The 12,590-nt window shown below is 61.4% G+C and carries 9 protein-coding genes; 3 read left to right on the top strand and 6 right to left on the bottom strand.

Annotated elements, in window-relative coordinates; all coding sequences use genetic code 11:
- The first annotated feature begins 284 nt into the window (after window positions 1-284).
- On the top strand, window positions 285-3,110 hold the full coding sequence (locus tag P0D68_RS05835) for a 2-oxoglutarate dehydrogenase E1 component (protein ID WP_408468124.1): 2,826 nt from the start codon (window positions 285-287) through the stop codon (window positions 3,108-3,110).
- Between the two features lie 143 nt (window positions 3,111-3,253).
- Here P0D68_RS05835 and P0D68_RS05830 read toward each other — a convergent pair whose 3' ends face one another.
- Both P0D68_RS05830 and gcvA read right to left on the bottom strand, forming a co-directional pair.
- Window positions 3,254-4,405 (bottom strand): porin, encoded by a 1,152-nt coding sequence (locus tag P0D68_RS05830; RefSeq protein WP_408299288.1) that lies wholly within the window; start codon window positions 4,403-4,405, stop codon window positions 3,254-3,256.
- 545 nt (window positions 4,406-4,950) lie between these two features.
- Window positions 4,951-5,871 (bottom strand): transcriptional regulator GcvA, encoded by a 921-nt coding sequence (gene gcvA / locus P0D68_RS05825; RefSeq protein WP_408299286.1) that lies wholly within the window; start codon window positions 5,869-5,871, stop codon window positions 4,951-4,953.
- A 190-nt stretch (window positions 5,872-6,061) separates the two neighbouring features.
- Here gcvA and P0D68_RS05820 point away from each other — a divergent pair, with 190 nt between their 5' ends.
- Both P0D68_RS05820 and P0D68_RS05815 read left to right on the top strand, forming a co-directional pair.
- Window positions 6,062-6,904, top strand: coding sequence for an EamA family transporter (locus tag P0D68_RS05820; protein ID WP_091796417.1), 843 nt, complete (start codon window positions 6,062-6,064; stop codon window positions 6,902-6,904).
- A 71-nt stretch (window positions 6,905-6,975) separates the two neighbouring features.
- A complete protein-coding gene (locus P0D68_RS05815; protein WP_408299284.1) occupies window positions 6,976-7,902 on the top strand; it encodes a bestrophin family protein in 927 nt (308 codons plus the stop codon).
- 36 nt (window positions 7,903-7,938) lie between these two features.
- Here P0D68_RS05815 and P0D68_RS05810 read toward each other — a convergent pair whose 3' ends face one another.
- The 4 genes from P0D68_RS05810 to P0D68_RS05795 form a co-directional block, all read right to left on the bottom strand.
- Window positions 7,939-8,670 (bottom strand): lysozyme inhibitor LprI family protein, encoded by a 732-nt coding sequence (locus tag P0D68_RS05810; protein ID WP_408299282.1) that lies wholly within the window; start codon window positions 8,668-8,670, stop codon window positions 7,939-7,941.
- Window positions 8,671-8,672: 2 nt separating this feature from the next.
- Window positions 8,673-10,958, bottom strand: a complete 2,286-nt coding sequence (locus P0D68_RS05805; RefSeq protein ID WP_091796420.1) for an arginine/lysine/ornithine decarboxylase — start codon at window positions 10,956-10,958, stop codon at window positions 8,673-8,675.
- Window positions 10,959-11,045: 87 nt separating this feature from the next.
- Complete coding sequence (gene dcd / locus P0D68_RS05800; protein ID WP_007175915.1) at window positions 11,046-11,615, bottom strand: dCTP deaminase; 570 nt, start codon at window positions 11,613-11,615, stop codon at window positions 11,046-11,048.
- A 367-nt stretch (window positions 11,616-11,982) separates the two neighbouring features.
- Window positions 11,983-12,516 (bottom strand): superoxide dismutase family protein, encoded by a 534-nt coding sequence (locus P0D68_RS05795; RefSeq protein ID WP_007175917.1) that lies wholly within the window; start codon window positions 12,514-12,516, stop codon window positions 11,983-11,985.
- Window positions 12,517-12,590: the final 74 nt, after the last annotated feature.

The raw sequence follows: 12,590 nt of genomic DNA, 5'->3' as shown, positions 1-12,590 counted from the left end.
ATCACAATTGAAGCGTCAGAAAGGACCCGCAAAACATAGACTGTGTTTACCAGCAGTCAGGAGACTGCTGGTCCTGGCGGGCACAGGGACCTGGTGGCATGAGTCACGGGGTCTTGCACAAGTTGACGCGAATTACGTGGCGTGGAATCTCACCTCGTTTCGCATCCAAGTTTTGTCTTCGTGTCCCTGCGAAAGCTTTGGCGTGGCCAAGGCGGAAACGGGTGCTGCCCTGGGTAAATTCGTGGCGGATATCGGGCATGGTCCCGGCTGAGGACAGAGTCATCATGATGATGCGCAATCGCAGTACCTCCTTCCTGTTTGGAGGCAACGCTCCTTACGTCGAGGAGCAATACGAGGCATACCTTGCCGACCCGAACACAGTGTCGGATGAATGGCGAGGCTATTTCGACGCGTTGCAGGGCGTGCCCGCAGTGGATGGATCAGACGCAGGCGACGTTGCGCACGCACCGGTCGTATCGCGCTTTGTCGAGTTGGCCAGACAGGTGCGGACCGGAGGACGCTCGGAGGACGACGTACTCCGGTTCGCGCAGAAGCAAGTCGCGGTGCAGGCACTGATTTCGGCCTATCGCATGGTCGGCACCCGCAATGCTCATCTCGATCCACTGCGCTGGAGCGCGCCGGCGCCGGTGCGTGATCTGAACCCGGGCTTCTACGATCTGTCCCACGCGGACATGAGCACGAAGTTCAGCATGTCCGGCACTTACTTCTCCGACGAAGACGCGACGCTCGGCGATCTGGTGCAGGCGCTCACAGAAACGTATTGCGGGACGTTGGGCGCCGAGTTTATGCATCTTGCCGATCCCGATCAGCGTGGCTGGTGGCAAATGCGTCTCGAGTCTTCGCGTGCGAAGGCGACCCTGGATACCGGCGACAAGCTGCACATCCTCGAACGGCTGACAGCAGCCGAGGGCCTTGAAAAATACCTCCATGCCCGCTATGTCGGTCAGAAACGCTTTTCGCTCGAGGGTGGCGAGTCGCTCATCGTGCTGCTGGATGAGCTGGTTGCATACGGCGCCACCAAGGGTATCAAAAGCTCGATTCTCGGCATGGCGCACCGTGGGCGACTGAACGTTCTCGTCAATATTGTCGGAAAGCCGCCGGCCGCGTTGTTCGACGAGTTCGACGGAAAAACCGCGCATCTTCTCCCGGCAGGTGACGTCAAATATCACAAGGGCTTTACCGGCCTGCTCCCGACTGCAACCGGGCCGGCGGAAGTCACGCTGGCGTTCAACCCTTCGCACCTCGAAATTGTAAACCCGGTTATTCAAGGGATCGCTCGCGCGCGCGCCGAAGTATTGGGGCAAGGCGCGGCTGCGGTCCTGCCAGTGGAGATTCACGGGGACGCCGCGATTTCAGGGCAAGGTATCGTCATGGAAACGATGAACCTGTCGAATACCAGAGGCTACGGCACCGGCGGCACGATCCATGTGGTGGTGAATAACCAGGTCGGCTTCACCACGTCCGACCCGCGCGATGTGCGCTCGTCGTTCTATTGCACCGACATTGCCAAGATGATCGAGGCGCCGATCCTGCACGTGAACGGCGACGACCCCGAGGCAGTGGTTGCCGCGACGCGCCTCGCGATCGATTTTCGCGCCATGTACGGGAAGAGCGTCGTTATCGATCTGGTCTGCTTCCGCCGTCATGGTCACCAGGAACAGGACACGCCGAACATCACTCAACCGTTGATGTATCGCTCCATTGCAGGCCATCCGGGTGTCCGTACGCTCTACGCGAAGAAGCTCGTGGACGAACGGGTCGTGACGACCGAAGACGTGGAGAAATATGTCCACGACTACCGTGAGCATCTTGACGCTGCGCAAGCCAACGAAGAGAAGAAGCCGGTCGATACAAAGAACGAAGAGGTGACCTGGCCGCAGTTGCTCGATGGAAACGTCGACCGCATCTATTACTCGGCTCCGTTGCCAGATCTCGTTCAGAAGCTCGCATTGAAGATCACGAGCGTACCGGGTCAATACGCGCTGCATCCGCTCGTTGGGAAAGTGATGAGCGCCCGCCGCGAGATGGCGGAAGGCAAGCGTCCACTAGATTGGGGTATGGCCGAGCATCTCGCTTTCGCTTCCCTGCTTTCCGCCGGAATCGACGTACGTCTAAGCGGGCAGGACAGTGAACGGGGCACGTTCAGCCATCGCCACGCGGTGCTTCACGATCAGAAGCGGTCGATTCGGGGAGAGGGCACCTACGTGCCGCTGGAGAACGTGTCGGATGACCAGGGGCGATTCTCGGTCACCAACTCGGTTCTGTCGGAAGCCGCGGTGCTGGGCTTCGAATACGGATACTCGGTTGTTCGACAAAACGCGCTCGTGATGTGGGAAGCGCAGTTCGGCGACTTCGCGAACGGCGCGCAGGTTGTGATCGACAACTTTCTGTCCGCGGGCGCTGCAAAGTGGGGGCAACACAGTGGTTTGACGATGCTGCTTCCACATGGTCAGGAAGGCGAAGGTCCGGAACACGCGTCCGCCCGACTCGAGCGCTATCTGCAACTGTGTGCCCAGGAAAACATGCGGGTTGTGCAGCCCACGACGCCGGCGCAGATTTTCCATCTGTTGCGTATGCAAGCCGTGCTGCGTGATCGCATTCCGCTCATTGTAATGACGCCGAAGTCGCTTCTGCGCCACCCTGAGGCTGTCAGCAATCTCGAGGATCTCGCGCAAGGGCGATTCAACGAGATTCTTGGCGAGTCGCCTACGCAGGAAGCAGCGTCCAAGGTCGACCGGGTCATCCTGTGCTCGGGCAAGGTCTACTTCGAACTGCTGGAGCGTCGGCGCAAGGCCCAGAAAGACAATATCGCGTTGATTCGCGTTGAACAGTTGTATCCGTTCCCTGGAAAGCGGATCAGTTCGGAACTGGAGCGGTATCCGAATCTGAAGGATGTGGTGTGGTGTCAGGAAGAATCGAAAAACCAGGGTGCGTGGAATTTTGTTTTGGAACCGCTGCTGGAGATTGTGAAGGCACCCGCAGCGCTGCGCTATATCGGGCCGGAGGCGACCGCATCGACTGCACCGGGTTACCGGTCGATGCATGCCGCGCGTCAGGAAAAATTCCTGCATGCGGCTATTGAGGAGTAAGGCGGCCGTGAAGGCGAATCGGAGACGATGTCGCTGATTCGCCTTCGCTGGCAAGCTCACAGGGGCGCGGATGTGAATTCGCGTGCCCCTGACTTTCGATCACGATGCATCTTCACCGCGTGCCGCCCTCCTCGCTGAGCCCCTCAAAACCGGGTTCGTAATCCGACGGTTCCAACCACCTGGTTTGCAGTCGACGACGCGCCGCCCGATGTATTGATAAACGCAACGTACTGCTTGCCGCTCACATGCTGAAACATCCCTTCCGCGTAGACATCGGTTCGCTTCGAGAGTGAATAGATCAGTTGCGCATTGACCTGATTCCACTTGGGGTCTGCGCCGTAGGTCGTCGTGCGAGTGGCATGACCGTCGGTGTAGACGTAAGCGGCACCCAGCTTCAGCGCCGGCGTCAGTGCGTAGCGGCCGTTGACTTCAAAATTGTCGAAGCGCACTGTGCCACCGGCCGACCCGAATGACTTCGTGCCTTGGTACTGGCTGTGGGAATACACGAAGCCGAGTACGGCCGGGCCAAACGCGTAGTTCAGACCCGCGGCGGCAACGCGCTGCACATCCGCGCCGAGCACGAATCCACCGGTGCCGTTGGCTGTCGATTCAGCCGTGTCGATTGCGCCCGACGTGTTGGTGCTATTCGATCCATTGATCTGCAAATAGCTGGCGGCAAAGTTCAACGGTCCGTTGCCGTAACTTGCACCGACACTGTAGGCGCGATTCGAGCTGAAGTCCGTGCTGTTCGAGAACGCGTAAAGCGCTCCGAATTTCAACCCCGCAATGCTGTGGCTATTGAACTTGACGGCGTTGTTGATGCGTACCGAGTAGTCCAGGTTGTCATTGTCGAATGGGTGCGCGAAGCCCGTCTTCCCGAACGTCGACGCCACCTCGGAGAGCGGCGCGACGAAGTCGACACCCGAGTCGTACTGGCGGCCGAATGTGAGCGTGCCGTACTGAGCCGCATCGATACCGGCGTAAGCCTGCCGCCCGAACAGGCGGTTGTTCTGCCCGAGCTTGCCGTTCTGGATGTTGAAGCCGTTCTCGAGCACGAAGATCGCATGCAGTCCGCCACCGAGATCCTCGTTGCCGCGCAGGCCGAACTGACTACCGTTGATGTTGCCGCTCGTCGCCTGAATGAGAGAGCCTGCGCTTGAGCCTTTCTTGACGTTGTTCGTGTACATGATGCCGGCGTCAATCAGGCCGTAAAGTGTGACTGAATTCTGGGCATGCGCCAGCGGAGCGATCAGGCTGGCCGCGACAGTAGCGCCCAGGAAGAGCTTCTTGGTCAAAGTTGACTCCGGGAAATGGTGACGGTGCGAGTTGTGCCGTCAGAGGGAGTCGATGCTAGAAGTCTGTCCGCTGCAGCGGAACTGATCTCTTGTCATATACAAATCACCGATCGTGTTATTGGTTTTTTGACGACGGCGTCGTGACGACTTTATATAACGGCATCCTAATTACTTTACCGGTACAGGATATGTTGTGAAAACCGTTGACAGGTGGCGCTTTTCGCTTGACCAGCCACTCATCCTCTCTGCACTGCAAAGCGCAAGAAAACAGATTCTCATTAGTCTTCGCGCGAACCGGGTTACTGCGATTCATCTATGCCGTGTAACAGACCCTTCCAGTTTGAGACACGGACTTCACCATTCCGCGATCGACTGCGAAGGCTAATGAGCGGCATTCCCGGACAAGGCCGTCGTCCGCATCGACGCGAGCCATGCGTCAGACAGACGCTGTCGGATACCATGAGTTGATAGTCGAGTCGCAGCTCGCGCCTACTCGTTGCGAGTACGCTTGAGAAAGCCGGACACTCTGCCGGCAGATCGCTCAACTAGTCCGCGTTTTGGCACGGCGTCGCAGTTTGGGACCGCATTCCCTCGCGTTCCAGCCATGAGCGGAACAGCACGACCAGGTCGTCGGCGGACTTGCCATCCGGAACATAGGTGCAATAGCTCCGCGACGGCAGACGCGGCCCAGCGAAAGGCGCGACAAGCCGGCCAGCTGCAAGATCGTCGGATACCAGCGCAGTCGGCCCCATCGCAATGCCTATCCCGTCGATGGCAGCCTGCAACGTCAGATAGAAATGGTCGAAAGTGAGCGCGGCAGCCGGCCTGAGTTCGGGAAGCTTTGCGCTTGCCAGCCAGTCCGGCCAAAGCCGCGGAAGACTCGACGTGTGCAGCAACGTATGCTGCCGCATATCGTCGGGTATTCGAAGCGGCAGTCGCTGCAATAGCGCCGGACTACAGACCGGGATCCGCTCTTCGGACAGGAATGGCCGCATCGAATAGCCATAGAACGTATCCGGACCACCCCGGATGACGATGTCATAGACATCTTTCAGACTCTCCGCCGACTCGTTCGAGGTCACCACGTTGACCTCCACGTCCGGATGCTCGGCTCGGAACGAGGCCAGTCGCGGCACCAGCCAGCGCAGCGTGAACGTGGCGGGCGCATTCACGGTCAAGGTTCGCGAGAGCGTTGCGGGGAAGCCATATCTCGCCGTTGCTTGCGACAACTGCTCGAACAACGGACCGATTTCCTCCAGGTACGCCCGCGCCGCGGGAGTCAGCGCCACACGCCGGTTGTGCCGTTCGAATAACGGTGCGCCCAGCCACTCCTCGAGCAGACGCACGTGCTGACTTACGGCTCCGTGCGTGACGTGCAATTCGGCTGCCGCTTCCTTGAAACTGCCGAGCCGCCCTGCAGCTTCGAAGGCACGCAATGCATTGAGTGGAGGCAGAACCCGTTTCATTCACGATAGTTTATCTAACACGATGACCCAATTTATCTCGTTTGTTGACGAACGACAAGATAGATATCCTGCTTGCTGCACGGCCGATTTGAGCGGCGACAGCCATAAACGGTCAGCGAGAACATCGGACGGCCACTTCTTGCCTTTCGCGGCGCGCAATCTCCCGCACCCTTTCGAGTCTGGAGCCCCAATGCTCAGTTATACCGGCGGTCTCGTTCTGGTTGCCGCCCTGCTCCACGCAAGCTGGAATGCGATGCTGCACGGCAACCGGGACCGCTTCCTCTCCATGACGTGGATGAGCATCGCCATCGCGGCGGTCGCCACGCTCGTGGTCCTGTTCACGCCGTCGCCGAGCGGCGCGGCCTGGCCGTATATCGTCGCGTCGGGGCTCTTGCATATCGTCTACAACGCGACCCTCGTGCGGGCGTACCGGCGCAGCGATCTGGCGCAAGCGTATCCGATCGCGCGCGGCTCATCACCGCTGCTCGTCACGCTCGGCGCGGCGCTCTTCGCTCACGAAGCGATCGGCCCCTTGCACGCGCTCGGGATCGTGATGATCTCCGGCGGCATCATCGCAATCGCGCTGCAGGGGGGGCGTGTATCGCGCGCGAGTGCGCTGGCCGCGCTGACAACCGGCGCGACGATCGCGCTCTATACCGTGGTCGACGGCATGGGCGTGCGGTTATCGGACGGCCGCGCACTCGCCTATACCGCGTGGATGTTCCTGTTCTATTGGCTGATGCCCGTGTTGTTCATCGCGATGCGCGGAAGCTCGGCGCTGTGGGCACCGGTTCGGGTGGCGCCGATGGCCGTGGGCTCCTCGCTCGCCGGTGGCCTGGTGTCGATCGCGGCATATGGCATCGTGATCTGGGCGATGCAGTCGGGCGCGATGGGCGCGGTATCGGCGTTGCGCGAGACCAGCGTGGTGTTCGCGGTGCTGATCGGGCGGGTGTTGCTGCGCGAAACAGTCAGCGCACAGCGCTGGCTCGCGTGCGTGATCGTTGCGGCGGGGGCGGTTTGTCTGGGGCTTTAAAGCCGCAAAACTCGAAACACAAAAAAGCGATAATAGGCATCCCGCGGCCTCAGGCGCAAAAAAACACCCCAATGATCATCCGCCCGCATCTCCATTGGTTTCGCATGCTGCTCGCCTGGCAAGGCTCAGTCCTGCCGCGATTGCTCCCGCGCCTCTTTTTGATCTTCTGCATTTCGATCGTGGCCGTGGCGGCTCATGACCATCTGCTGCCGATCTCGCTGAATCTCAACACCACCGCGCCGTTCTCCTTGATCGGCATTGCGCTCGCGGTTTTTCTCGGCTTCCGGAACAACGCCAGCTACGACCGCTGGTGGGAAGCTCGCAAGCTTTGGGGACAACTGCTGAACGAGTCGCGCTCGCTCATCCGCCAGGTGCTCACCTTGCCATCCCGGCCGTTGCCGAAAGAAGACGTCCGGGAATTTTTCACCGCGCTCAGCGCCCTTCCCCACGCGCTGCGTCATCAGCTGCGCAACAGCGACCCGCACGAAGACCTCGCCGCACGACTGCCGCAAGCGCTTTTCGAGCGCGTCATGGCGTCGCGCTACAAGCCGGCCACCTTGATGCTCTACCTTGGCGAATGGGTGCAACGACAGGCTCGCGCAGGCGCGATCGATCCGATGGCGGTCATCGCTTTCGATCGGAATTTGAATGGACTTTCGGATGTGATCGGCGGATGCGAGCGCATCGCTTCGACGCCGCTGCCGTTCGCCTACTCGGTGATGATTCACCGCACGGTGTATTTCTTCTGCGCGTCCTTGCCGTTCGGACTGGTGGACAGCATCGGCATCTTCACGCCCGTGTTCGCGGTGTTCGTGGCGTACACGTTCATGGCGCACGAAGCCATTGCGTCGCAGATCGAAGAGCCTTTCGGCACCGACGACAACGACCTCGCACTTCACATGATGTCGACGGTGATCGAGGACTCCATGCGCGACCTGCTCGGCGAACCGGCTCTCCCGTTGCCGAACCCGGAAGCCGAAGGCTACATACTCAATTGAGCGCGCCTCAACTGAAGCGCGCCGCCCAACGCATGCTCAACTGTTGCCGGCTGTTTCCGACAAGCGCTTGAGCGTCGCCACCCGCGCGCCGATGATATCGATGCGGCCGCGCTCGTCGATCACCGGCGTCGTGGCATTCAGGTACGCGGTCCACGCCTTCTGCGCGCGCGTCAACGTGGGACGCGTTCGCGTCGGCATCTTCGACTGCAAGCGGCGGTAGTAGCGGTTCAGATCGAACATGGCGTGTTCGCACTGCGCGTCCGCACCGCAGGCACGCACCCGGCGCGGCGGATCGCCGGCCGCGTTCGCCTTCGCAACCGCGCTGCGCAGCACGAGCGCGCGGTCGCGTACCGGCTGCAACTGCATATCGGCTTCGGCGAGCACGTACATGGAGCCGTGCGTCGTGGCGAACACCGCCGCGAGCAACTGCTTCTCGGCGTCGCGTGACGCCTGCCAGCTCGCCTGGCTCTTTTCCCACTGCTTACGCTGCGCGGGCGGCAACTTCTGCTGAAGCTGCTGCCATGCATTGTCCAACGCGGTCTTCCAGCCGATCCGCGCGTTGTCCATGCACTGCACCTGCCCCGCCGTCGACGACATGTCGCTGCGCGCGAGGCACGCGCGCATCGACGCATCGATCGGATCGGCGGCGGCGACTTCGGCATGCGCCGGCAACGACGCCGCGCCGAATACCGCCGCCGCGACCAGCGACAGCGCGCAAACCACGCGGCGCGCGGCGCGGGCGCCCGACGGGGACGTCACTTGCCGCATCGTCAGCCGCGCACGCAATCGACGAAGTATTCGATGCGCCCGTTGATCGTTTCGCCGACAAGCCCGTGGATGTCCGTGTGGAAACCCGGGAAGCGCTCGTTGAACTCGCGCGCGAAACGCAGATAGTTGACGATGGTCTTGTTGAAGCGCTCGCCCGGAATCAGCAGCGGAATGCCCGGCGGATACGGCGTCAACAGGATCGACGTGACGCGGCCTTCGAGTTCGTCGATAGGCACACGGTCGATCTCGCGGTGCGCGAGCTTGGCGAACGCATCCGACGGCTTCATGGCCGGTTCCATGCTCGACAGGTACATCTCGGTCGTGAGACGCGCGATGTCGTTCGCACGGTAGACGCTGTGAATCTGCTCGCACAGATCGCGCAGGCCGACGCGCTCGTACATCGGGTGATGCGAGACGAACTCGGGCAGCACGCGCCACAGCGGCTGGTTGTTGTCGTAGTCGTCCTTGAACTGCTGCAGTTCGGTGACCATCGAGTTCCAGCGGCCCTTGGTGATGCCGATCGTGAACATGATGAAGAACGAATACAGCCCGGTCTTCTCGACGATGATGCCGTGCTCGGCCAGATACTTCGTGACGATCGCGGCCGGAATGCCTGACTCGCCGAAGCCGCCGTCCATATCCAGACCCGGCGTGACGATCGTCGCCTTGATCGGGTCGAGCATGTTGAAGCCTTCGGCGAGCGGGCCGAAACCGTGCCACGCGTCGTTCGGGCGCAGCATCCAGTCTTCGCGCGAGCCGATGCCTTCTTCGGCGAACGTCTCCGGGCCCCACACCTTGAAGAACCAGTCGTCGCCGTATTCGGCGTCGACCTTGCTCATCGCGCGGCGGAAGTCGAGCGCTTCCGCGATCGACTCTTCGACCAGCGCGGTGCCGCCCGGCGCTTCCATCATCGCCGCGGCCACGTCGCACGAGGCGATGATCGCGTACTGCGGGCTGGTGGACGTATGCATCAGATACGCTTCATTGAAGCGATGCTTGTCGAAGCGGCTGTTCTTCGAATCCTGCACGACGATCTGCGAAGCCTGCGAAATGCCGGCCAGCAACTTGTGCGTGGAGTGCGTGGCGAACACCAGCGCGCCGATGCGCGGACGGCCCGCGCCGATCGCGTGCATGTCCTGATAGAACTCGTGGAATTCGGCGTGCGGCAGCCAGGCTTCGTCGAAGTGCAGCGTATCGAGCCAGTCGCCGAGCATTTCCTTGATCATCTCGACGTTGTAGATCACGCCGTCGTACGTGCTTTGCGTGATGGTCAGAATGCGCGGCTTGAGCTCCGGATTCTTCGCGAGGGCTTCGCGGGCGAACGGGTTCGCGAGGATCTTCTTCTTGATGTTTTCCGGCTCGAACTCGCTGCGCGGAATCGGCCCGATGATGCCGAAGTTGTTGCGCGTCGGCGTGAGGAACACCGGAATCGCGCCGGTCATGGTGATCGCGTGCAGGATCGATTTGTGACAGTTGCGGTCCACCAGCACGATGTCGCCCGGCGCGACGGTGCCATGCCAGACGATCTTGTTCGACGTGGACGTGCCGTTGGTCACGAAGAACACGTGGTCAGCGCTGAAGATGCGCGCGGCGTTGCGTTCAGAAGCCGCCACCGGTCCGGTGTGATCGAGCAGCTGGCCGAGTTCGTCGACGGCATTGCACACGTCCGCGCGCAGCATGTTCTCGCCGAAGAACTGATGGAACATCTGGCCGAGCGGGCTCTTCAGAAACGCGACGCCGCCCGAGTGTCCCGGGCAGTGCCACGAGTAGGAGCCTTCGTCCGCGTACTGCACCAGTTCCTTGAAGAACGGCGGCGCGAGCGAATCCAGATACACCTTCGTTTCGCGGATGATATGGCGCGCGACGAACTCCGGCGTGTCCTCGAACATGTGGATGAAGCCGTGCAGTTCGCGCAGGATGTCGTTCGGCAGGTGGCGCGAGGTGCGCGTTTCACCGTACAGGAAGATCGGAATGTCGGCGTTGCGGCGGCGCACTTCGGTCACGAACGCGCGCAGCGCGACGATCGCGGCCGCAAGCTCCGGCGTCTCGCCTTCCACCACCACGTTATCGACGTACGGCAGCAGCTCGTCGTCGTCGATCGAAAGGATGAAGCACGAGGCGCGGCTCGACTGCTGCGCGAACGAGGTCAGATCGCCGTAGCTCGTCAACCCGAGCACTTCCGCGCCTTCTTTCTCGATGGCTTCGGCCAGAGCCCGGATGCCGGAACCCGAGATGTTCTCGGAGCGGAAATCTTCGTCGATGATGACGACGGGAAAACGAAACTTCATGGGCGATTCTCCAAAAAGAACGACCGCTGCATTGTGTCAATTGCAGCGGTCACCCGGTATGGCTGGTGGTTCAGTACGCTGCGGACGTCACGTTCTCGGCAACGTGACGCCGTGCTGGCCTTGATATTTGCCGCCGCGATCCGCGTACGACGTTTCACAAATCTCGTCGCTTTCGAAAAACAGCACTTGAGCGACGCCTTCGTTCGCGTAGATTTTCGCAGGCAAAGGTGTCGTATTCGAGAATTCGAGCGTGACGTGCCCTTCCCATTCCGGCTCGAACGGCGTCACGTTGACGATGATCCCGCAACGCGCATACGTGGACTTGCCCAGACACACGGTCAGGACGCTGCGCGGAATGCGGAAATACTCGACCGTGCGCGCGAGCGCGAACGAATTCGGCGGGATGATGCAGACATCGCCCTTGAAGTCGACGAACGACTTCTCGTCGAAATTCTTCGGATCGACAATGGTCGAGTTGATGTTCGTGAAGATCTTGAATTCGTCGGCGCAGCGGATGTCGTAGCCGTAGCTCGACGTGCCGTAGCTGACAATCTTCCGGCCGTCTTCGGAGACGCGAACCTGATCGGGCGCAAACGGCTCGATCATCTTGTGCGACTCGGCCATGCGCCGGATCCACTTGTCGGATTTGATAGTCATAGGTGAACGCTGCTCGACGTGAATGACAGGGGTGTGACGGATAACAACCCGGTAAGTCCCGGGTCACTTGGGGCTAACTGCGTGCGCGCCCGCACTACGCTCACTGGCGGGTGCGGGCCCTGACGGCGTGCCGTTCAGACGCGCTACGCTCCCGGCTGAATGCCGTGGCAGCGTGGCCAGGGCGGGCACTCCGGCCGGGCAGCCGAACGAAAGGCGCTTATTTTACGCGATAGTGAGAATGCTGCTGCGGGTGGGGCCGGGAACGCTTTCTGGGCCTGTCTCGAGACCGCCTTGCCGAGCACTCGCGAGGCGCACCGCCCGCGACTGCGCGGCGCGTTCGCGGTTCATTCGCGGCTGATCTGGCGACTCATTGACGAATCAATCCGCAAGCGAGCGCGGGGCCCGCGCCATGCTGCGGGTAGGCGTACGGATCGGTCGCGTCGTGATGCAGCAGAACCGCGCGCTGCAGCACCGAACGGATGCCGTCCAGAGAGACGTCCGGCGCGACGATGAAGCCCGTGGCCACACCGTTCGCGTCCGCGTGAATGTTGCCGAGATCACCTTCGACCCGCGCGCCGGTTTTCAGACGCTCGGCGGCCGGCGAGAACACCTGGCCCGCACTGGAGCCGTCCGCGGCATTGCAGTCGCCGCGTTCGTGCACTTGCAATGCGTGGTCGCTATTGGGCGGCATGCCCGCGAGATTGTATGTGACCTGCACGCCGTCCGAGCGCTCGATGAACGTGACGAGGCCGCGCGCCTGATTGCCCACGGTGGGCAGCAGCTGCGCGTCGGCGCGTTTTTCCTGTGGTCTCAGGAACGCGCTGCAGCCGCATAACAGCACACTGGTGGCAGCCAGGACGATGAACGCATGCACCGCCTGCCCGTCGATTCGTTTTCCCATGCGATCCTCTTGCCGGCCTGGTGGCCGCCCCTGCGGCCGCCGAGCCGAACTCGTGAAGTCGACATGATACCGCG

It is taken from the genome of Paraburkholderia sp. RL17-380-BIE-A, from assembly GCF_046028085.1.
Classification (GTDB): domain Bacteria; phylum Pseudomonadota; class Gammaproteobacteria; order Burkholderiales; family Burkholderiaceae; genus Paraburkholderia.
This window is presented reverse-complemented; position numbering and strand designations above follow the sequence as displayed.